Genomic DNA, 20923 nt, shown 5'->3' on the forward strand with positions numbered 1-20923 from the left:
TATATTGGGTTGGTAAGCTGGCTTGTGGATAACTGGCTGTTAAACGATTAGAATGAAGTGATTATTAAGAGGAGTAGCAAGGTGTTAGTTGATGATTTGTGGTCAAAGTGTTTAGCGATTTTAGAAAAGGAAATGCCTGCTCAACAAATAGCGACTTGGCTACGTCCTTTGCAAGCAAAAATAAAGGGTCGTAGCTTACAATTATTCGCGCCCAACCGTTTTTTTTTGCAGTGGGTAACTGATAAATACGCCTCACGTTTACATCAGCTAATACAAGAAACCTCAGCAGGAAAAGTGCTTGATATTTGTTTTGCTGTTAGCACTAGAAAAGACGTTAAAAAATTAATGGATGTTTACAACCCTTTGTTTGTTTATTTAGAAGGTAGGCAGAAAATTATTTTAACTTCTGATCACTATTCCAAAGGCATTGCGATTAAAAAGTGGTTGAAAAGCCATTTTGGATGTGAGCTTACTGTTGCTATTGAGCCACCTGAGTTAGAATTACACGCTACTCTACTGATGAACAAAGCAGAAATAACCGTTGAGACTATTCAGTGTAGGGTGGCTGAGTATTACAAAATAAAAGTGGCCGACTTGCACTCAAAGCGGCGTAATCGATACATTGCAAGACCTAGGCAAATGGCAATGGCTTTAACTAAAGAGCTAACCAATCACTCTTTACCAGCAATAGGCGATGCATTTGGTAGACGTGATCATACGACAGTTCTATATGCTTGCCGAAAAATTAAGTCTTTACAGGATGAAAGCGCTGCTATACGTGAAGACTGGAAAAACTTATTCCGTTTATTGACCCGTTAATTTTTAAGGCTTTGAAGATGAAATTTTCCGTATCCCGTGAAACATTGTTGCGCCCTCTTTCAATTATGGTAGGTGTTGTGGCTCGCCGTCCCACTTTACCTATTCTTGCTCATATTCGTCTTGATGTTAATGAGCATGGCTTGACCTTAACGGGTTTAGATTTAGAAGTAGAACTGACTTGGCGCTTGGGTTTGCAGCATTTAGACGTTGGCGGCAGTATTACTGTTCCTGCTAAAAAGCTTTCTGATATTTGCCGCTCGTTAAGTGAAGGTGCGCTGCTAGAATTTACCCTAGATGAACAACGCATTATGGTGAGGTCGGGTCGTAGCCGTTTTGTACTTGCAACGCTGCCTTCTTCAGAATTTCCTTCCATGCAGCTTAGTCCTATTAAGCATCAAGTTGTATTACCGCAAAATCAGTTATTAAATTTAATTCGTCGTAATGATTTTGCAATGGCGCGTCAAGATGTGCGCTTTTATTTAAATGGTATGTATTTTGAGTTGGCGACGGATCGTTTAAGAGCAGTAGCAACGGATGGTCACCGTTTAGCGATGGCAGATGCTGCGGTACAAATAGGCGAAGTTAATAAATCCAGCATGATTGTGCCTGCTAAAGCCGTTAATGATTTGGCGAAATTATTAGATGCGACTGAAGAACCCGTAACCTTAATTTTTGGCGAGCAGCATTTTCAAGTGAATATGGCTAATGCGACGTTTGTTTCTAAGCACATTGAAGGCCGCTATCCCGATTATGAGCAGGTTATTCCTCGTCAAAGTGATAAATTAGTGACTTGTGATCGTTTAATGCTACGTAAGATGTTGTCACGCATTAGTATTTTAGCTAATGAAAAACTGCAAGGCATTCGTTTGCAATTAACGAATGGTACTTTGACGTTGATTGCTAAAAATTCGGATCAAGAAGAAGCCGAAGAAAGTATGAATATCGACTATCAAGGTGAACCTTTAGACATTGGTTTTAATGTGGGTTACTTAGTTGATGTGATGGATAATATCGGCGATCAAGTCGAACAAGTACAAATTGCACTTTCTACACCCAGTGCCAGTGCTTTAATTCAAGCCGCCGGTGGTGGCGATGCTTTTTATGTCATTATGCCGATGCGTCTTTAATCGTTTATCAGCCTGCTATTTGTAATCCAGGCTGTCTTTTTAATGACCATTCAACGGCTTAACCTAACGCATTTTCGCAACATTGCCGCTGCTGACTTAGAACCAGCAGCAGGCATTAATGTGCTGGTGGGTGAAAATGCCAGCGGTAAAACGTCTTTATTAGAAGCGATTTATCTGTTGAGTTTAGTGCGTTCTTTTCGCAGTAAAAAACTGAATAATTTAATCAGTCATTCGGCTAAGCAATTTACTATTTTTGCACAAGTTAAAGCCGATGAGTCAAATGTCTATTCGCTGGGAATTCAGCGCAATCAGCAAAGTGCAGCTACTGAGATTTTATTTCGTGGTCAAAAATCGACGAGTGTTGCGGAGTTAACAGCAACACTGCCTGTGCAACTTATTAATCCCGATGCTTTTTGTTTGTTAGAAGGTAGCCCTAAAGAGCGTCGTCAGTTTTTAGATTGGGGCGTATTTCACGTTGAACCCAGTTTTATTCACTGTTGGAAACGTTTTCAAAGAGCGCTTAAACAACGCAATAGCCTGCTTAGGCGTGATAGAATAGACAACTTAGAATTGCAGCTTTGGGAGCAAGAATTAGCCATTAATGGCGAGCAAATCACTGTGCTTAGGCAAGCTTACTTAGCACAATTAAAACCATTATTTGCCCATTTGTTAGAAAAGTTTCTTAAATCGCAAGACTTCACGCTTAACTTTCAGCGCGGCTGGGATAAGCAACTTAGCCTTGCTGAGTCTTTGTTGGCCGCTAGGGTTAAAGACCGTGAGCAGGGCTTTACACAAGTCGGCCCGCAGCGAGCTGACATTCGTGTCGCTATTAATGGCTATACTGCAATGGACGTTTTATCGCGCGGGCATCAAAAGCTTGTGGTGTCTGCTTTAAAGCTTGCTCAAGGAGCGCTTTTATCAAAGATTAGGGGTAAGCAATGTGTGTATTTAATTGATGACTTGCCCGCTGAATTAGATCGGCAGCATCGAGCTGTTTTTTGTGACGTGTTAGAGCAACAATCAGGGCAGGTATTTATTACTGGCGTTGATGCTAAAGCACTTGCTGATGGGTGGCAAAAGCCAGTAAATATTTCATGGTTTCACGTGGAACATGGACAAATCAGTCCAAAGCCATACCTTGGTAACAAGTAAATAATAAAGTGTTTTTGATACCTAGGAATTAATGGGAGTGGGTAATGAGCGAAAATAATTCCTATGACTCAACCAGCATAAAAGTGCTGAAAGGGTTGGACGCAGTACGTAAAAGACCAGGTATGTACATTGGTGATACCGACGATGGCACTGGTTTACACCACATGGTTTTTGAGTTGGTTGATAACTCGATTGATGAAGCTTTAGCAGGCCACTGTAGTGAGGTTAAAGTCATTATTCATCACGATGAGTCGGTCAGTGTATCTGACGATGGGCGTGGTATGCCTGCTGATATGCATGAAGAAGAAGGCGTATCGGCTGCTGAAGTTATTATGACAGTGCTCCATGCTGGTGGTAAGTTTGACGATAACTCTTACAAGGTTTCTGGCGGTTTGCACGGTGTTGGTGTTTCAGTTGTTAACGCTTTGTCTGAAGAATTAACGTTAACGATTTGGCGCGAAAAACAAGTCTACGAACAAGTTTATAAACACGGTGTTCCACAAGCCCCACTGACCGTTGTTGGTGCTACAGAAAAAACAGGTACTTTGGTGCGTTTTCGCCCTTCACCTGCAACATTTAATAATATTGAATTCAGTTTTGAGATTTTAGCTAAGCGTTTGCGTGAATTGTCTTTTTTAAACTCAGGTGTAAGAATCTCGCTGCATGATGAGCGCACCAGCCGTGACGAAATTTTTCACTATGAAGGTGGCTTGAAAGCTTTTGTTGACCATTTAAATACTAATAAAACAACATTAGGTAAGGTGTTCTATTTTAGTCATCAGCGTGAAGAGGATGGCGTAAATGTTGAAGTTGCTATGCAGTGGAACGATGGTTATTCAGAAAATATTTACTGCTATACCAATAACATTCCACAGCGGGATGGCGGTGCTCACTTAGCTGGTTTTCGGGGTGGGTTAACCCGTGTGCTTAATCAGTACATAGAGCAAGAAGGTTTGGCTAAAAAAGCTAAAGTTAGCACGACAGGCGATGATGCGCGTGAAGGTTTAACCGCCATTGTCTCAGTGAAAGTACCTGATCCCAAGTTTTCTTCACAAACTAAAGATAAGCTGGTTTCTTCTGAAGTAAGAACTGCTGTTGAGCAAGAAATGGGTAAAACGTTTACTGACTATTTACTTGAGTTTCCTCAAGAAGCTAAAGCGATTGTTGGTAAAATGCTGGATGCTGCACGGGCACGAGAGGCCGCACGTAAAGCGCGTGAAATGACACGCCGTAAAGGGGCTTTAGACATTGCTGGTTTACCCGGTAAATTAGCTGATTGTCAGGAAAAAGACCCTGCACTTTCAGAAATTTATCTGGTGGAAGGGGACTCTGCTGGTGGTTCTGCCAAGCAGGGGCGTGACCGTAGAACTCAAGCGATTTTGCCATTGAAAGGTAAGATTTTAAACGTCGAAAAAGCGCGTTTTGATAAAATGCTTTCTTCTGCTGAAGTCGGCACGCTGATTACGGCATTGGGTTGTGGTATTGGTCGTGAAGAATTTAATGCCGATAAATTACGTTACCATTCCATTATTATTATGACGGATGCTGACGTGGATGGCTCACACATTCGTACTTTGTTGCTAACCTTCTTCTTTCGCCAAACGCTAGAGCTAATCGAGCGTGGGCACATTTTTATTGCACAGCCACCTTTGTATAAAATTAAGCGTGGTAAGCACGAGCAATACTTAAAAGACGAGGCAGCTTTAGAAGAATATTTAACACAAACGGCTTTAGAAGGAACTTCACTTTACGTAAATCCTGAAGCGCCGGGTCTTTCTGGTCCTGCATTAGAAAAATTGGTCATTAACTACCGTGCAACTCGAGTGCGTATTGAGCGTTTATCCAGAATTTATCCAGAATTTGTGTTAACGCAAATGATTGATGCTGCAACATTAGATGTTGAAGATTTAAAAGACAAACAAAAAGTGGCCGCTTGGGTAGAAAACCTAGAAAGCGTTGTGGTTAAGGCTGCCAGTGAAACGACACAAGTGCAGATGCACATTGTTGAAGATAGCGAGCGCGGACTTTTCTTACCTGCTGCTGAAGTCATTGCACACGGTGTGCCAACCGACTATGTATTTAACAAAGACTTTTTTAAATCAGCTGATTACGCTGCGTTAAGAGCCTATGGTCAAGCAATGGATGGGCTGATTGAAGACGGTGCTTACCTTGCGCGTGGCGAAAAAAAACAGCCAGTAAAACGCTTTGAAGAAGTGTTAAGTTGGATGATGGTTGAAGCACGTCGAGGCGTTAATATTCAGCGTTATAAGGGGTTGGGTGAAATGAATCCTGAGCAGTTATGGGATACTACCATGAACCCTGAAACACGCCGTATGTTACAAGTTACTATTGAAGATGCGGTATCAGCGGATATGATGTTTACCACTTTGATGGGTGATGAAGTTGAGCCGCGCCGTAAGTTTATTGAAGACAATGCTTTGTCTGTTTCTAACCTAGACGTTTAGTTAGACAAACCGCTAGCAATAAAAAGCCCCAAAATTAAAAAATTCGGGGCTTTTTTTAATGGCTCACTTTAGCAAGCTAGTAATTGTTCGGCCAATTCAGCAAGATTGGCAACTACTTTTACAGCGTCTAATCCCTGACCGTCTGCCAAGGTTTTTTCGCCTTTGCCGGTGCGTACTAATACGGCTTGGCAACCTTTGGCTTGACCCGCTTGTAAATCACGCAAGGCATCGCCAACCATGATTGCACCCGTTAGGTCTAAATTTAAGGCTTGGCTAATTTGATCCAGCAAACCTGCTTTAGGTTTACGGCAAGCACAGCCATCATCTGGCCCGTGTGGACACCAAGCAATGTAGTGTAAATCGCCACCAGCCGCACGTATTAGCCTTAACATTTTGGTGTGTTGTTCATCTAAATCTTGCTGAGAAAATTTACCGCGCGCAACACCGGATTGATTAGTGGCAACGGCTAAAGTCCAGCCTGCTTTATAAAGCTTGGCGATGGCTTCAATTGATCCTGCCAGTGGAATCCATTCTTTGGCACTTTTAACAAAAGCATCAGAATCTTGGTTGATGACACCGTCACGGTCGAGTATTAATATTTTTTTTAGCATGCTTTTTCTAAGTATTTATTGCGATTAAATAGAGCTTTCTTTTATAAAAAAAGGGGAGCGTTAAGCCCCCCTCTTTTTTTTCATCAATGGTTACTGTTGCAGTTGTGCTATGTCTGCGGTGTGCATAAATAGCGCTTGTAAAGAAGCCAGTAAAGCTAAGCGATTGCTTTTAACTGCTTCATCGTCTGTCATGACCATTACGTCATTAAAGAAGTTATCAACAGCCTCACGCAAGCCTGCCAAGCAATGTAGCGCTGCTTGGTAATCGCCTTGTGCATAAAAAGGCGCGACTTCAATGGCTTTATCTGCAACCTGTTTAGCCAATTCCACTTCAGCGGCTTCGGTCAGCAAGTGAGTATTTATTTCTGCAGTAGCAGAATAGTTTTGCTTACTTAAAATGTTGTTAACTCGCTTGTTAGCAGCGGCTAAAGCAGCGGCTTCTTCAAGCTTACTGAAGCTGGCAACGGCTTGCATACGACGGTCAAAATCATGTGGATGAGTAACGCCACGGCCACGCACGGCTAAGAATACGCCGGTAGCAATGTTCTGTGCTTGATACCAAGCACGGAAGCGATCCAACATATATTCAAGCAACGCATTTTCAACTTCAGCGGCTTTAGGTAGATTTTTATGCTGTTTTAATGCGAGTTGAATCAATGCTTTAAGGTCTAAATCTAGTTGGCGGTTAACCAAAATGTTTAACACGGCAAGTGCAGCACGGCGCAAGGCAAAAGGATCTCTAACGCCGGTTGGTTTTTGGCCAATACCAAAAATGCCGGTTAGCGTATCAAGGCGATCTGCCAAGGCAATACAAATACCCACAGGTGAAGTAGGTAGTGCATCGGTGGGGTTGCGTGGTAAATACTGTTCGCGCAACGCTAAGCTAACTTGGGTATTTTCACCGTCTTGAGCCGCATAAGCTTCACCCATAATGCCTTGCAGTTCTGGAAACTCTAAAACCATTTCGGTGTTTAAATCGCACTTACTTAGGTACGCTGCACGTTCAACTAGCTTAGGGTCGGCTTGAATTTGTGCAGCAATGGCTTGTGCTACCACGCTAACACGCTGGGTTTTGTCTGCCAAAGTGCCAAGCTGCTGCTGAAAAACAACGGTTTCTAAACCAGTGTAACGGCTGGCAAGCGGAGTCTTTTTATCCGATTCAAAAAAGAACGCCGCATCGGCTAAGCGGGGGCGAATAACTTTTTCGTTACCCGCAATAACGATTGAAGGATCACGGCTTTCAATGTTACAAATGGTGGTAAATAACGGCAGTAAAGCGCCTTTAGCATCCACCATGTGAAAATATTTTTGGTTAGCTTTCATGGAAGAAATTAAGCAAGCATCGGGTACTTCCAAGAAGCGTTCTTCAAAGCTTCCGGTTAAAGCCACCGGCCATTCAACTAAGCCAGTCACTTCATCCAGCAAGTTTTCATCAATCACCGCAGTGGCTTGATGGGCAACGGCTTCGGCTAATACTTGCTGGTGAATGACTTCACGGCGTTCAGCAAAAGAAGCCATGACTTTAGCGCTTTTTAAGCTGCTTAAATACGCGCTGGGATCAGTTAATTGCATTGCTTCAGGGGCGTGAAAACGGTGGCCATAGGTAATACGGTCAGCCGTTAAACCCATGACTTGGGCAGGCACAACTTGGTTGCCATGTAGCATAACCAGCCAATGCACTGGACGTGAAAATTCAATCCGGCTAGCACCCCAACGCATCCGTTTGGGTACGGGTAAACTAGCAAAAGCTTTATTAACAATTGCTGGTAGAAGGTTAGTGGTGGCTTGGCCTTGTTGCGTTGCACGAAAAACTAACCAGCTACCCTTGTCAGTTTCTAAGGTTGCTAAGCTAGCCATGTCAACACCACAAGAAGCCGCAAAACCTAACGCTGCTTTGCTAGGTTCGCCGTCTTTATAGGCTGCTGCTAAGGCAGGGCCACGGCGTTCAATGACTTGATCGGGCTGATAGCTAGCTAGTGCTTTAACGATAATTGCCAAACGGCGTGGTGTGGCGTAAATTTCGGTGCTGCTAAAAGGTACGCCTGCTTCAGTTAAACCGGCTGTAACGCTGGTGGCTAAGGCTTCGGATAAGGGTTTTAGTAAGGACGGTGGCAGTTCTTCACAGCCTAATTCCAACAGTAAATCAGCAGTTGCCATTAGGCTTTCTCCTCATCAGCAGCCAGTTGCGCTAAGACTTCTTCGGCAAGTTGTTTGGGTGCCAGCGGAAAACCTGCCGCACGGCGTGAATTAAAATACAGCAGCGCCACTTCTCTTGCCAAAGTACGCACGCGTAAAATAAAGCGTTGGCGTTCAGTGACTGAAATCGCGTGACGCGCATCCAGTAAGTTAAAGGTGTGAGAGGCTTTTAACACCTGTTCATAAGCCGGTAAAGGCAGCTTGGCGGCTAACAGTTTATTGCACTCTTTTTCACACTGATCGAACCAGCCAAATAAAGCATCAACGTCAGCGTATTCAAAGTTATAAGCACTTTGCTCTTGTTCGTTTTGTAGCCATACATCACCGTAAGTCACGGGGTTGCCCTGTGGGTCTAGTGTCCAAACTAGGTCGTAAACGCTGTCTACGCCTTGTAAATACATGGCGATGCGCTCTAAGCCATAAGTGATTTCACCCGTAACTGGGTAGCATTCAATGCCGCCCGCTTGCTGGAAATAGGTGAATTGGGTAACTTCCATGCCATTTAGCCATACTTCCCAACCTAAACCCCAAGCACCTAGCGTAGGCGATTCCCAGTTGTCTTCAACAAAACGCACATCGTGGACTAAAGGATCAATGCCCATCATGCGTAATGAATTTAAGTAACGTTCTTGAAGGTCTTCAGGCGAAGGTTTCATCACCACTTGAAACTGGTAATAGTGTTGTAGGCGGTTAGGGTTTTCACCATAGCGGCCATCGGTTGGGCGGCGCGAAGGCTGCACATAAGCCGAGTTCCACGTTTCTGGCCCTAAAGCGCGAAGAAAAGTGGCAGGGTGAAAAGTGCCTGCGCCTACTTCCATATCAAGGGGTTGCAAAATTACGCAGCCTTGATCGGCCCAGTATTGTTGTAGGGCAAGAATTAAGCCCTGAAAAGTTGAGACATCTGGCGTTGACAAAGTCATGGTCAAAACTGCCCTTGCATCGGTGAATGGAGGTGTATATCAATGAATACAGGTGAATAGGTAAGATTATACCTTATCCTTTTTTAGCTTTCAGGTTCTGAATTAAGTCAGCGTGTAGCCTGCCATAAAACTTTTGAGCCAAGCGTTGGATTGTTGGGCATCTAACTTAGTCAGCGCCCTAGCTAAACGGTTAATATTGCTGGTTGCTAATGCTAGCTTAGGCTGTGTTAACTGACAGCGGTCAAAGTCAATCAACCACACTTGGGTCAGTGATGGGTTTAAAGTTGAGCTTACTAAAATATTACGTGGATTAAGATCAACATGGTTTAAACCCACGGCATGAAAAGCAGCGACTGTTTCTCCAACTTGTTGCAGCAATGTGTTTAGGCTTTCTTGGTCGTTGGTTAACAATAAATCATGCAACGGTTGAGCATTAGGAATACGCCGCGTCATTAAATCGGCTGAATACACTAAACCTGTTTTTTTAACACAAGCGGCTAAAGGCGTAGGAACAGGCAAGCCCATTGCAAGCAACTTGGCGGTTAATTTAAATTCTTGCCAAGCACGGGTGTTTTCTAAACCGTGCCAAACATAGCTGTCTTTAATTAAACGCCCTGGTAAACCACCTCGGTGATAATGCCGCCAAACGGCTTCACCGACGGGTGTTTCAATGAATAAACTGGTGCCGCGACCCGGTGCGCCACCCAGTACGGCTTGTTGGGTTTGCCAATAATTAAGATCAAACCAGTTTGCGTTGATTTTTGAGATTTGGATACTGTCATATAGAATAATCAGTCCCTGATCCTTTAGCTGTTGGAAATTGCTCATGCCGTCTTTGTCGTCCAGTCTTAATCTTGGTGATGTGTGTATCCTGAGGCTTTCTGCATTAGGTGATGTTTGCAACCTAGTGCCTGCCGTTAGCGCTTTGCAAAAGCAGCAACCTGAAATAAACATTACTTGGATTGTTGGTCGTGTTGAGTATAACTTACTGGCTGGTTTGGAAGGAGTCGACTTCTTTATTTACGATAAGAAAAGCGGCTTAAAAGGTATGCGCGAATTGCGTAAAGCAATTATCGCTAAACGTAACGGTAAGCCGTTTGATGTGCTGTTGCATATGCAAGCTGCGCTTAGAGCCAGTGTATTGTCGCGTTTTATTCCGGCCAAACGCCGCATAGGATTTGATGCAAAGCGAGCTAAAGACAACCAGCGCTGGTTTGTTAACGAGCAGATTCCAGCCAATCCTAATACTAAGGTTGGGCATGGTTTTATGGATTTCGTTGATTATTTAGGCGTTCCTAAAACAGAGCCTGTGTGGAATATTCCCATACCTGAAGCTGACCAAGCCAGCGCTCAACAGCTAGTGGCTGGGCTGGGTCAGTATTTAGTGATTAGCCCTTGCTCTAGCTTTAGAAAACGTAATTGGCGTAATTGGGAAAACTTTGCAGGTTTTGCTCAAGTGATAGATTATGCCAAACAAATTTACGGTTTAGATACGGTCATAGTCGGTGGAAAATCTGAATTAGAAAAAAATGCTACGGCACAAATTATTAAGTATAGCCAGTCTAAGATTTTAGATTTAACCGGCAAAACTAACTTAAAAGTTTTGCTGGCGGTCATTGATAAAGCGGAACTTGTTATAGCACCTGATTCTGGCCCTATTCACATGGCTGCAGCCAGAAACAAACCTGCTTTGGGTTTATATGCTACCAGTAACCCAAAACGTACTGGTCCTTGGTTTGATACTTATGTGGTTAATCGTTACCCCGATGCCGTTGCAAAATATTTAAAGCAGCCTTTAACTGCACTAAGCTGGGGGCAGCGGGTTAGAAGCCCGGATGCGATGGGCTTAATTACCCCTCAAGATGTGATAGAAAAACTAGACCTTATTGCTACTGATTTAGACTTAGAAAAATCTACAGGATTTAAAACCAATGAAAGTTAATTTTACAGCCTTCGAGCAAGCCACTATTTTAGTGGCAGGTGATGTCATGTTAGACCGTTATTGGCAGGGTGCAACCCATCGCATTTCACCTGAAGCGCCTGTGCCTGTGGTTAAAGTACAAACGCAAGATGATCGCTTAGGTGGCGCTGCTAACGTGGCTTTAAACTTAGTTAGTCTGGGGGCTGGTGCTAGTTTGGTAGGCATTGTGGGGCAAGATGCTAATGCTCAATTGTTGGATACACGTTTAGATCAGCTGGGTATAAAAACACTATTTGACCGATCAGAAAACCAACCAACGATTACTAAAATTAGAATCATGAGCCGCAATCAGCAGCTTATTCGCCTAGATTTTGAAGAAAAATTAGAAGCAGGGCAAAGTTTGTTAGATGCCTTTAAAGACGGCTTAAAAACAACCGATTTAGTGATTCTTTCAGATTATGCCAAGGGAACGCTAAGCCAAGTACAGCAGATGATTCAAATGGCGCGTCAAGCGGGTAAGCGTGTGCTGGTTGATCCTAAAGGTCAAGACTTCTCTATTTACCGCCAAGCCAGTGTATTAACGCCTAACCTTAGTGAATTTGAAGCAGTCGTTGGCGTTTGTAAAGATGAAGCCGAATTAGAAATAAAAGGCGAACAACTGCGTAGCGAGCTAGCGCTAGAAGCCTTGTTAATTACGCGCAGTGAAAAAGGCATGACACTAATACGTGAAGGCTTAGCACCGCTACATTTACCCACTCGCGCCCAAGAAATTTACGATGTAACGGGTGCTGGTGATACCGTTATTGCCGTTTTAGGTTTGGCGCTAGCTTCGGGGCATGATTTTCCTGAAGCGATGATGCTTGCTAACTTAGCTGCTGGTTTAGTGGTCGCTAAACCGGGTACAGCAACGGTGAGTTTGGGTGAGATTTATACTGCGCTGCACAGTGATACTTTGCTGGAATACGGGGTAATAGACGCGAAGCGTTTAGCTAAATTAGTTGCTATCGCTAAAACTAAAGGCGAAAAAGTGGTTTTCACTAATGGCTGTTTTGATTTACTTCACGCAGGCCACGTTGCTTACCTAGAAGAAGCGCATAAATTGGGTGATAGGCTAATCGTTGCAGTCAATTCAGACGCTTCAGTAAGCCGTTTAAAAGGCGCTTCACGCCCTATTAATGCGTTAGATAACCGGATGCGTGTGTTGGCTGGTTTGCAGTCAGTGGATTGGGTTGTACCTTTTGAAGAAGACACGCCCGCCAAAATTATTGCCCAGCTAATGCCGAATGTCTTGGTTAAAGGTGGCGATTACCAAGTAGAAAGCATTGCTGGCGCGGATACCGTTTTAGCCGCAGGTGGTGAAGTTAAAGTGCTGACTTTTGTGGATGGTGTTTCTACTACGGCGATGGTGCGTTCTATTTTGGATAAGCATTAATGGCCTATTTTTCGCGATGGATTTATACCTTTTTATTAAGCTTAGCTTCACCTTGGGCTAACAAGCGCATGGCGCGTGAGAAGGTGGATGCGTTTTCAAAAGATCAAAGAGCAGGGCATATATCACCGTTTGAAAAGCCCGTTATTTGGGCACATTGTGCTTCTATGGGTGAAGTATTAGCCGCCGAGCCATTACTTAAAGCACTTCAAGAGCGTCATCCAAATAAACAACTGGTGGTGACTACTATGACCGCCACGGGTGCAGCGCAAGTTAAGCAGCGTTTGCCCGAAGCTAAGCATTTTCTAGTACCGCTAGATTTACCAAGGAACACACAAAGGTTTATTAAAACATTAAAGCCAGAAGTAGGGATTATTTTTGAAACGGAACTCTGGCCTAATTTAATTCATTCTTGCCACCTTGCTGGCGTGCCATTAATCATTGCTAATGGGCGTTTATCCACTAAAGCGTTTATTGCTTATAAGAAAATTCGTCCGTTAATGGCCGATGCTTTAAATAAAGTGGCGCTGCTGGCGGCAAAATCGGCTGATGATGCTGAACGTTTTATAATATTAGGCTTTTCTGCTGCAAGGGTTGAGGTTACGGGTAGTATTAAATTTGATTTACAGCTACCCACGGATGTGGCGGAACAGCTAGCAGCGCTCAAAGAAAATTTAAGCTGGGGTGAGCGTCCGGTTTGGATCGCTGCGAGTACCCATGAAGGTGAAGACTTGCCTTTGCTGTTAGCGCATCAAAAGCTATTAACTAAGCAGCCTGATGCCTTGTTAATTTTAGTGCCACGTCACCCGCAGCGGTTTGATGCCGTAGCTGAGCTAATAGCCGCGCAAGGTTTAAGCTTAGCAAGGCGTAGCGCACAACAGCCCGTGATTGCCAGTACACAGGTTTACTTGGGTGACACTCTGGGTGAAATGCTGTTGTTGTATGCTTTAGCTGATTTAGCTTTTGTCGCTGGTAGTTTAGAACCGATTGGTGGGCATAACTTATTAGAACCAGCCGCGGTTGGTGTGCCGGTAATTACTGGTCCACACTTAGAAAATTTTAGCGAAGTTGCTGAGTTATTGCGTGATGCCGGTGCTTTAAAAGAAGTGCAGCAGGCAGATGAGTTACCGGCTTTGTTGCAGCACCTTTGGCAAAATAACAGCACTTGCCAAGCCATGAGTAAGGCTGGCAAGTACGTTGTTGAAGCTAACAAAGGTGCGTTGCGTAAACAGTTGTTGCTGGTTGAAAGCCTGCTGCCTGAAAATGCTTCACCTAAACAGCAGCGCTAATCTAAATCAGCTTAGCGCAAGAACAGCCGGTAGGCTGGGTTGTCACTTTCATGCCAATAGCGGTAGCTGATTTTGTCTAAATAGGCTTCGACATCAGGTCTATCGCCATTAGGTACTTGAAAGCCAACCAGCACGCGCCCATAAGCAGCACCGTGGTTACGGTAATGAAACAGCGAGATATTCCAATCTTGCCCTAGATTATTTAGAAAATTAAGCAGCGCACCGGGGCGTTCTGGAAACTCAAAGCGGTAAACTTCTTCGTTGCTATCTAAGGCGGCACGTCCGCCACCTAAATGCCGTATGTGCAGTTTAGCTAACTCGTTGTCGGTTAGATCAACAACGGGGTAATCTGCTTCTTCAAGCGCTTTAATGAGTTCTTCTCGATCATTGCAGCCCGGCTTAATTTGAATGCCTACATAAATTTGTGCTTGTTCTGGATCAGCATAACGGTAGTTAAATTCTGTCACCATACGTCGGCGGCCAATAATTTTGCAGAAGTTTTTAAAGCTGCCGGGGCGCTCAGGAATGCCGACGGCTAAAATGGCTTCACGCTTTTCGCCTAGTTCGGTGCGTTCGGCAATGTGCTGTAAACGATCAAAGTTAGTGTTAGCACCTGAATTAATACAGATTAAACTACGGTCGGTAATGCCCGTTTGTTCAACGTATTTTTTTAAGCCTGCTAAGGATAAAGCCCCAGACGGTTCGGCAACGCCACGGGTGTCTTCAAAAATATCTTTAACGGCTGCACACATTTCGTCGGTGGTAATCGTAATGACTTCATCAACGTATTCTTTACAGATTTTAAAAGGCTCTTCGCCAATTTGAGCAACCGCAACGCCTTCAGCAAAAATACCGACTTGGCTAAGAATAACCCGCTCGCCTTTTTCTAAAGCGGCTTTTAAGCAAGCGGCATCTTCTGCTTCTACACCAATAATTTTAATCTCTGGGCGTAGGTATTTTACATAAGCAGCAATACCCGCGATTAAGCCACCACCACCTACTGGTACAAAAATGGCGTGAATGGGATTAGGGTGTTGGCGCAAAATTTCCATTGCCACCGTGCCTTGACCTGCAATGACATCAGGGTCGTCGTAAGGTGGTACATAGGTATAACCGTGCTCTTTGATTAATTCTAAAGCGTGGGCTAGCGACTCATCAAAAGCATCGCCTTTTAAAATAACCCGTGCGCCTCTAGCTCTAACGGCCTGTACTTTAATATCGGGCGTAATGCGTGGCATAACAATAATGGCTTTTACGCCCATGACCTTGGCAGCCATCGCTAAACCTTGTGCATGGTTGCCTGCTGAAGCGGCAATAACGCCTTTAGCTTTTTCGGCTTCAGTAAGCTGAGCCATTTTATTGTAGGCACCACGTATTTTAAAAGAATAGACCGGTTGTAAGTCTTCGCGCTTAATCCACACTTGATTGTTTAAGCGTTTAGACATAAAACGGGCTTCAGATAAGGGTGTTTCTAGGGCGACATCGTAAACACGCGCCTGGAGAATTTTTTTTACGTAATGTTCAAGCATGATGAGGGTTCTTCCACAAACTGCATTAGAATAAGATAACACAAACATTGTGGAGCTTTGCTGCGCTTGCGTCTAGTAAAGTGCAGCAGAGGTTTTGACCCATCCAGTAGGAAATCTTATGAATCAAAATGAAATGAAGCAGGCTGTGGCTAAAGCGGCACTAGAAGAAATTCGTGGCAAGCTAGAAAAAGATTCAATCATTGGGATTGGCACGGGTTCTACAGCTAATTTTTTTATTGATGAATTAGCCAAGCTAAAGTATGACTTTGAAGGTGCGGTGGCCAGTTCTGAAGCCAGTGCTGAACGCCTTAAAGCCCACGGCATAAAAGTCTTAGATTTAAACGCATCCGGTCGCTTGCCTTTTTATATTGATGGTGCTGATGAAGTGAATGGCCGTTTACAAATGATTAAAGGTGGTGGTGCTGCACTAACCCGTGAAAAAATTGTTGCCGCTTGCAGTGATGTTTTTATTTGTATTGCTGATGCGAGTAAACAAGTGGCTATTTTAGGCGATTTTCCGTTGCCCGTTGAAGTTTTGCCAATGGCACGCAGTCATGTTGGCCGTGAGCTAGTAAAACTTGGCGCTGATCCTCAATGGCGACAAGGCGTTACGACAGATAATGGTAACTGGATTATCGACTGCTACAACTTTATGTTAGATGACCCCATTAAGCTGGAAAGCATGATTAACAATATTACTGGCGTGGTTTGTAATGGCATTTTTGCACACCGCCAAGCGGATATTTTGTTGTTGGGTAGCGCTCAAGGTGTTGAGCGTTTAATTTATTCAAAAGGTTAAGGGACGTGTTTTTATTATGAAAAAGAAACCCGATTTAATGGTCGTTCTTTCGTTGGTCTTTGTTTTAGGTTTATTAGTGACGGGTTACGCGCAAAGCTTCTTTTTAACCTAAAGCTGATATTTTTTTGAAATTTTGTAAACTTTTGATGGTGTTACAATGCCAGCAAGTGGAATATCCCAAGTTTCTAATGGAAGGCATTCAACTTTCTGGCATTCATGTGCTAAACCAATCAATTTAGGGCGCTTGAAGGCTGCTGGTTTTATTGCCAGCGTGCGATCATAAAATCCACCGCCCATGCCTAATCTGCCACCTTGTGCATCAAAGCCTACCAAAGGCATTAAAATTAAATCTAACGCTTGAATTGAACCGTTGTTATGGCGTTTTAGCCCATAGCCTTTTAAGCGGGGTTCTAAAATACCCAAGCGATTTTTATGCAGCGGTGTGGTTGGTGTAAAGCGAATAAAAAACAATTGATTTTTATGCAGCGGATGTAAAACAGGCAGGTAAACTTTTTTACCCATTTTATGCGCCATTTTAGCCAGCATTAAAGGATTAATTTCACCATCGGTTGCCATATAAATCGCTAAGCGAGTAGCATTAATAAACCAAGCCTGCTGACGAAGGTGCTGACAAATAAGCTGTGCAGCTTGTTGCTGTTGGGATTTGGTGAGTTGACGGCGTTTGTTGCGTAGGCTACGTCTTAGGTTTTTACGCGCTAAAACGGTGTGTTCGCTAGAAAAATAAGGGGTCATTTGATTTTAAATCGCAATTTTAAAATCCCAAGGTGCCGCTGCTGTCGTATTCCCTGAACCGTAAGGTTCAAGGTGGAAGTAACCGATTCACTTCAGGCTTTCCGCTACGAGGCGGACTTGCACACCAGCAAAGTCAGAGAAACTTCCAGTTTTTGCAACATAGGCTCGAGGACGTAGACAACTGGCTAACACCTCAGGACTGAACGCAGTTTAACAAATAAAAAAATATTTATGGAACTTTTCGTGACTCAACCAGTGTATCGAGTTCTGCGATTGCAGAATCCATTTTATGATTAAGCTGCACTATTTTTGCGTCTCTATTAAGATTCGCTTCGTCTAATTGTAAAAACTCATTAGTAATATTAAGCGCAGCAATAATGGCCAAGCGCTCTAAGCTAAGCACTTTACCGGCATGGCGTATTTCTAACATTTTTTTATTTAAATGACGCGCAGCCTGCAACAAACCGTCCTGCTCTTGGGGGGTGCAGGCAATCAGGTATTTACGGTCCAGCAGGGTGATTTCAGTGGTATTCTTGTCACTGCTCATACATCTGGCTCCAACGCCTTTAAAAAGCAAGAGTCTACTATAATGTGACCTTTGTTCTTGGTCAATTGTCGTACATTTAGCAAATGTACGCTAGTTTTATAGATTTGTTTAACTAATTTGAAAGAATGAGAAACTTTATGTCCTTGGAACGCGATCAAGCAGCATCAATTGATTTTGATACGCTTGCAGATTTATGTTTACGCCACCGTTGTTTTCAATCACCTTCGCTTTTTCATGGTGTGCTTGCCGGTCAGCTTTGTGGTCAAGCACGTTTAGCGCGTGACCATTGGTTATTATTGTTAAGCCAATTACTGGGCAGCGAAAAGGCTCAGTTAGAAGGCGACGATAAATTACTCGCTTTAAGGCTGTTAGATCAAGCATTAGAAACATTAAGTGCTGGCGGGTTAGATTTTGAACCTTTACTACCTGATGAACTTTATGAACTAGAAGAGCGCTTTGTTGCCCTTGTACAGTGGGTACAAGGTTTTTTGAAGTCATTAAAATCAGCCAACTTAGCAGAGCGAGAATTATCAGCAGAAGCACAAGAAGGCCTAGATGATTTACAGCGTTTAGTTGAACTGGGCAAAGAAAATCTTCAAGCTGATGAAGCGAATGAGAAAGACTTAATGGCCATTACTGAATTTGTTCGTATGGTAACGATGCTTCTTTATACTGAATTGCATCCAGGTCAACCTCAGGTTGAAAAAGTAGAAAAACCTCAAAATCTTCATTAAAACCCTTATTTAAACTTGCATTCAAACCTTTATTAAATAGTGATTGCTGGAGTAATAATGGAACACTTACCTGTCGAAGTCTTTATTAAGCGCCGCCGCGCATTAATGGATAGCTTGCCTGATAAAGCGCTGCTGTTGGTTCCTTCAGCAACGCTAGTAACGCGCAGCCGAGATACTGAACACCCTTTTCGCCAAGACAGTGACTTTTGGTATTTGACGGGCTTTAACGAACCAGATGCTTTGTTAGTGCTGATGAAGGGTTACGAAAAAAGTGAGCAACTGCTGTTTAATCAGCCTAAAGATAAGTTAATGGAAACTTGGACAGGCATTCGTTTAGGTCAAGTGGCTGCCGTTATTCAATTAGGTTTTGATCAAGCTTTTGCTTTAGCCGACATTGACCAGCAGCTACCAAAACTTTTGGCAGAAGCTAGTGAAGTTTGGATGCCGTTAGAAGATGAAGCGCTTTATTCTCGTTATTTATTTTGGCGACAACAAGTAAGAACGCGGTTCAAACGCGTCGCAAGCCTACCCACTCGAATAACGGATTTAAGTCAGCAATTAGGTGAGATGCGTTTACTTAAACAACCTGAAGAAATTATATTGATGAAGCAAGCGGCACGTATTTCGGCTGAAGCCCATTGCCGCGCGATGCAGGTTTGTAAGCCTAGTATGTATGAATATCAGCTACAGGCTGAAATTGAATACGAATTTAGAATGCAAGGCGCAAGCGGCCCTTCTTATAGCAGCATTGTTGGCGCTGGCGATAACGCTTGTGTGCTGCACTATGTTGAAAATAGCGCGGTGATGCAGGCGGGTGATTTAGTGTTGATTGATGCCGGTGCTGAATATCAAGGTTACGCCGGTGATATTACCCGTACTTTTCCTGTGAACGGTACTTTTTCTACCCCGCAACAGCAGCTGTATAACCTAGTGTTAAAAGCCAATGAGTTAGCCATTAGCTTAACGCGCCCTGCTGCAACGCTGGATGAATTACACCAAGCGGTGGTGCGGTGTTTAGTAACAGGTTTGGTGGAGTTAGGCTTGCTGCAGGGGGATGTTGAATCCTTGATCGAAACCGAAGCCTATAAAGTCTTTTTTATGCACGGTACGAGCCATTGGTTAGGTTTAGATGTGCATGATGTTGGCTTGTATAGGCAAGAAGGCAAAGCACGTCCGCTGCAAGCTGGCATGGTGTTTACCATTGAGCCAGGTTTGTACATTGCCCCCGACCAAGCCGATGTTGATCCTCAATGGCGTGGTATTGGTATTCGTATTGAAGATGATGTTTTAGTCACCGCAACGGGCTGTGAAGTGTTAACCAGTGGTGTACCCAAAACGATTGCAGGCATAGAAGCCTTAATGAAAGGTGACGATTATGCAAGGCACTAATGTTGATTGCTATGATTTGGTGATTATTGGCGGTGGTCTAGTTGGTGCAAGCCTTGCGTTAGCGTTGCAGCCTTTAGCCGAACAGTTAAATTGGAATATTTGTTTAGTTGAAAATCAACCGCCTGCTGCCGAGTCAGATTTGCAAGCGTCTTCTTTGCAAAAATGGCAACCCAGTTTTGATGGGCGTTCAACAGCATTGGCTTGGGGAACACGGCAAATTTATGAGCGCTTAGGTTTATGGAATGCGTTGCAGCAACACGCTAATCCGATTGAACACATTCAAATTACGGACCGTGGTTTTTTAGGTTCGACCCAGTTACATCATGCTGAGCAGCAGGTTGCTGCGTTAGGTTATGTGGTGCCAAATAGTTGGCTAGGTAAGGTTTTGTGGCAAGGATTGGCAAACGCTAAAAACACCCACGTTTTAGCACCCGCAGCGATTACTGCGGTTCACTTTCCCAGTGCCGAACAAGCGTTGTTAGAAGGGCAATTTAACGGCGAAGCTTTAACTTTAAAAGCCCGTTTAGTGGTCTTGGCTGATGGTGGGCGTTCGGGCATTAAGCAGCAGCTAGGCATTGCTGATGAAGTGCATGATTACGAGCAATCGGCGATTGTGGCTAATGTGCGACTGTCTAAACCTCACCGAGGCTGGGCTTACGAGCGCTTTGCCACCGATGGGCCGATGGCGCTGTTGCCTTTGGCTGGGCGTGAAATGGCATTGGTTTGGACGCGTACCAGCGAGCAGGTTGACACAGAAATGGGCATGAATGACGCAGGGTTTTTAAGTGCCATTCAACACAGTTTTGGCAGCCGTGCTGGGCGTTTTCAAAAGGTGGGCGAACGTTTTGCTTACCCGCTTAAAAAAGTTCGTGCTAAAGAACAAGTCAGGCGCAACCTAGTGTTGCTGGGCAATACCGCGCATTACCTGCACCCAGTGGCAGGGCAAGGCTATAATTTAGCCATACGTGGTGTGATGACGTTAGCTGACGCACTTGCGAATGGCGCTCAGCAAGCTGCGGATAATGGGCAAGTTTTTCATCCTGGCGAATTACCGCTGTTGCAGCAATGGCAGGCGCAGCGTGCTTTAGACCAGTCTAGCGTAATAGAGTTGAGTCATGGCTTAATTGGGTTGTTTGCTAACAACACCCCTTTGCTAGGTCATGCACGCGCAGCGGGTTTAATGGGTTTGAATTTAACTGCACCATTACGACGTTGGATTACGGCTAAAGCGATGGGAGTCTAA

Annotated in this window: 18 protein-coding genes and 1 other RNA gene; 11 read left to right on the forward strand and 8 right to left on the reverse strand. The window is 44.0% G+C overall.

The window, feature by feature from the left end; translation table 11 throughout:
* The first annotated feature begins 81 nt into the window (after nt 1-81).
* Genes VJY63_RS01575 through gyrB form a run of 4 tightly spaced genes read left to right on the forward strand, consistent with a single transcriptional unit; the run spans nt 82 to nt 5563 of the window.
* Nucleotides 82-819: a helix-turn-helix domain-containing protein gene (locus VJY63_RS01575; RefSeq protein WP_324047958.1), complete on the forward strand. Its 738-nt coding sequence runs from the start codon at nt 82-84 to the stop codon at nt 817-819.
* A gap of 17 nt (nt 820-836) precedes the next feature.
* Entirely contained in the window at nt 837-1946 is a 1110-nt protein-coding gene (gene dnaN, locus VJY63_RS01580) for a DNA polymerase III subunit beta (RefSeq protein ID WP_324047960.1), read from the forward strand.
* A gap of 42 nt (nt 1947-1988) precedes the next feature.
* Nucleotides 1989-3098 carry a DNA replication/repair protein RecF gene (recF, locus tag VJY63_RS01585; RefSeq protein ID WP_324047962.1) on the forward strand — a complete coding sequence of 370 codons (1110 nt, stop codon included), beginning with the start codon at nt 1989-1991 and terminating at the stop codon, nt 3096-3098.
* A 44-nt stretch (nt 3099-3142) separates the two neighbouring features.
* On the forward strand, nt 3143-5563 hold the full coding sequence (gene gyrB, locus VJY63_RS01590) for a DNA topoisomerase (ATP-hydrolyzing) subunit B (RefSeq protein WP_324047963.1): 2421 nt from the start codon (nt 3143-3145) through the stop codon (nt 5561-5563).
* Nucleotides 5564-5631: 68 nt separating this feature from the next.
* Here gyrB and gmhB read toward each other — a convergent pair whose 3' ends face one another.
* From gmhB to VJY63_RS01610, 4 genes are all read right to left on the reverse strand, one after another.
* Nucleotides 5632-6174: a D-glycero-beta-D-manno-heptose 1,7-bisphosphate 7-phosphatase gene (gmhB, locus tag VJY63_RS01595; RefSeq protein WP_324047965.1), complete on the reverse strand. Its 543-nt coding sequence runs from the start codon at nt 6172-6174 to the stop codon at nt 5632-5634.
* Between the two features lie 90 nt (nt 6175-6264).
* The gene (gene glyS, locus VJY63_RS01600) at nt 6265-8331 is read right to left on the reverse strand and encodes a glycine--tRNA ligase subunit beta (protein WP_324047967.1); all 2067 of its coding nucleotides are present in this window, start codon (nt 8329-8331) and stop codon (nt 6265-6267) included.
* Nucleotides 8331-9290 (reverse strand): glycine--tRNA ligase subunit alpha, encoded by a 960-nt coding sequence (gene glyQ, locus VJY63_RS01605; protein ID WP_324047968.1) that lies wholly within the window; start codon nt 9288-9290, stop codon nt 8331-8333. The genes glyS and glyQ overlap by 1 nt, the downstream gene beginning before the upstream one ends.
* Nucleotides 9291-9392: 102 nt before the next feature.
* Nucleotides 9393-10118 carry a 3-deoxy-D-manno-octulosonic acid kinase gene (locus tag VJY63_RS01610; protein WP_324047970.1) on the reverse strand — a complete coding sequence of 242 codons (726 nt, stop codon included), beginning with the start codon at nt 10116-10118 and terminating at the stop codon, nt 9393-9395.
* Between VJY63_RS01610 and VJY63_RS01615 the strand changes: the two genes are divergently transcribed.
* The 3 genes from VJY63_RS01615 to waaA are packed head-to-tail and all read left to right on the forward strand — an operon-like array spanning nt 10117 to nt 13929.
* A complete protein-coding gene (locus VJY63_RS01615) occupies nt 10117-11232 on the forward strand; it encodes a glycosyltransferase family 9 protein (protein ID WP_324047973.1) in 1116 nt (371 codons plus the stop codon). The two genes, VJY63_RS01610 and VJY63_RS01615, sit on opposite strands and share 2 nt — an antisense overlap.
* Nucleotides 11222-12643 carry a bifunctional D-glycero-beta-D-manno-heptose-7-phosphate kinase/D-glycero-beta-D-manno-heptose 1-phosphate adenylyltransferase HldE gene (hldE, locus tag VJY63_RS01620; protein ID WP_324047975.1) on the forward strand — a complete coding sequence of 474 codons (1422 nt, stop codon included), beginning with the start codon at nt 11222-11224 and terminating at the stop codon, nt 12641-12643. The genes VJY63_RS01615 and hldE overlap by 11 nt, the downstream gene beginning before the upstream one ends.
* Nucleotides 12643-13929, forward strand: a complete 1287-nt coding sequence (waaA, locus tag VJY63_RS01625; protein ID WP_324047977.1) for a lipid IV(A) 3-deoxy-D-manno-octulosonic acid transferase — start codon at nt 12643-12645, stop codon at nt 13927-13929. The genes hldE and waaA overlap by 1 nt, the downstream gene beginning before the upstream one ends.
* A gap of 11 nt (nt 13930-13940) precedes the next feature.
* Here waaA and ilvA read toward each other — a convergent pair whose 3' ends face one another.
* On the reverse strand, nt 13941-15458 hold the full coding sequence (gene ilvA, locus VJY63_RS01630) for a threonine ammonia-lyase, biosynthetic (protein ID WP_324047979.1): 1518 nt from the start codon (nt 15456-15458) through the stop codon (nt 13941-13943).
* Nucleotides 15459-15576: 118 nt separating this feature from the next.
* On the opposite strand from ilvA, the gene rpiA reads away from it, so the two are divergent.
* A complete protein-coding gene (gene rpiA / locus VJY63_RS01635; RefSeq protein ID WP_324047981.1) occupies nt 15577-16257 on the forward strand; it encodes a ribose-5-phosphate isomerase RpiA in 681 nt (226 codons plus the stop codon).
* Between the two features lie 108 nt (nt 16258-16365).
* Here rpiA and VJY63_RS01640 read toward each other — a convergent pair whose 3' ends face one another.
* The 3 genes from VJY63_RS01640 to VJY63_RS01650 form a co-directional block, all read right to left on the reverse strand.
* Nucleotides 16366-17010 (reverse strand): 5-formyltetrahydrofolate cyclo-ligase, encoded by a 645-nt coding sequence (locus tag VJY63_RS01640; RefSeq protein WP_324047983.1) that lies wholly within the window; start codon nt 17008-17010, stop codon nt 16366-16368.
* A gap of 20 nt (nt 17011-17030) precedes the next feature.
* Nucleotides 17031-17213, reverse strand: a non-coding RNA gene (ssrS, locus tag VJY63_RS01645) — 6S RNA.
* 26 nt (nt 17214-17239) lie between these two features.
* Nucleotides 17240-17557, reverse strand: coding sequence for a cell division protein ZapA (locus VJY63_RS01650; RefSeq protein WP_324047985.1), 318 nt, complete (start codon nt 17555-17557; stop codon nt 17240-17242).
* Nucleotides 17558-17694: 137 nt separating this feature from the next.
* Here VJY63_RS01650 and VJY63_RS01655 point away from each other — a divergent pair, with 137 nt between their 5' ends.
* From VJY63_RS01655 to ubiH, 3 genes are read left to right on the forward strand one after another with little or no spacing between them, the layout of a single operon-like run.
* Entirely contained in the window at nt 17695-18291 is a 597-nt protein-coding gene (locus tag VJY63_RS01655) for a UPF0149 family protein (protein ID WP_324047987.1), read from the forward strand.
* Nucleotides 18292-18348: 57 nt separating this feature from the next.
* Nucleotides 18349-19680 (forward strand): Xaa-Pro aminopeptidase, encoded by a 1332-nt coding sequence (pepP, locus tag VJY63_RS01660; RefSeq protein WP_324047989.1) that lies wholly within the window; start codon nt 18349-18351, stop codon nt 19678-19680.
* Complete coding sequence (gene ubiH, locus VJY63_RS01665; RefSeq protein WP_324047991.1) at nt 19667-20923, forward strand: 2-octaprenyl-6-methoxyphenyl hydroxylase; 1257 nt, start codon at nt 19667-19669, stop codon at nt 20921-20923. The genes pepP and ubiH overlap by 14 nt, the downstream gene beginning before the upstream one ends.

The sequence above is a fragment of the Marinospirillum sp. genome (assembly GCF_035271045.1).
GTDB lineage: Bacteria > Pseudomonadota > Gammaproteobacteria > Pseudomonadales > Halomonadaceae > Marinospirillum.

Coding starts and splice junctions, on each gene's coding strand:
- glyQ (WP_324047968.1), bottom strand. CDS start 9,290: ATGACTTTGTCAACGCCAGATGTCTCAACTTTTCAGGGCTTAATTCTT.
- gyrB (WP_324047963.1), top strand. CDS start 3,143: ATGAGCGAAAATAATTCCTATGACTCAACCAGCATAAAAGTGCTGAAA.
- recF (WP_324047962.1), top strand. CDS start 1,989: ATGACCATTCAACGGCTTAACCTAACGCATTTTCGCAACATTGCCGCT.
- ilvA (WP_324047979.1), bottom strand. CDS start 15,458: ATGCTTGAACATTACGTAAAAAAAATTCTCCAGGCGCGTGTTTACGAT.
- VJY63_RS01615 (WP_324047973.1), top strand. CDS start 10,117: ATGCCGTCTTTGTCGTCCAGTCTTAATCTTGGTGATGTGTGTATCCTG.
- hldE (WP_324047975.1), top strand. CDS start 11,222: ATGAAAGTTAATTTTACAGCCTTCGAGCAAGCCACTATTTTAGTGGCA.
- dnaN (WP_324047960.1), top strand. CDS start 837: ATGAAATTTTCCGTATCCCGTGAAACATTGTTGCGCCCTCTTTCAATT.
- rpiA (WP_324047981.1), top strand. CDS start 15,577: ATGAATCAAAATGAAATGAAGCAGGCTGTGGCTAAAGCGGCACTAGAA.
- VJY63_RS01655 (WP_324047987.1), top strand. CDS start 17,695: ATGTCCTTGGAACGCGATCAAGCAGCATCAATTGATTTTGATACGCTT.
- pepP (WP_324047989.1), top strand. CDS start 18,349: ATGGAACACTTACCTGTCGAAGTCTTTATTAAGCGCCGCCGCGCATTA.
- glyS (WP_324047967.1), bottom strand. CDS start 8,331: ATGGCAACTGCTGATTTACTGTTGGAATTAGGCTGTGAAGAACTGCCA.
- waaA (WP_324047977.1), top strand. CDS start 12,643: ATGGCCTATTTTTCGCGATGGATTTATACCTTTTTATTAAGCTTAGCT.
- VJY63_RS01650 (WP_324047985.1), bottom strand. CDS start 17,557: ATGAGCAGTGACAAGAATACCACTGAAATCACCCTGCTGGACCGTAAA.
- VJY63_RS01640 (WP_324047983.1), bottom strand. CDS start 17,010: ATGACCCCTTATTTTTCTAGCGAACACACCGTTTTAGCGCGTAAAAAC.
- ubiH (WP_324047991.1), top strand. CDS start 19,667: ATGCAAGGCACTAATGTTGATTGCTATGATTTGGTGATTATTGGCGGT.
- VJY63_RS01610 (WP_324047970.1), bottom strand. CDS start 10,118: ATGAGCAATTTCCAACAGCTAAAGGATCAGGGACTGATTATTCTATAT.
- gmhB (WP_324047965.1), bottom strand. CDS start 6,174: ATGCTAAAAAAAATATTAATACTCGACCGTGACGGTGTCATCAACCAA.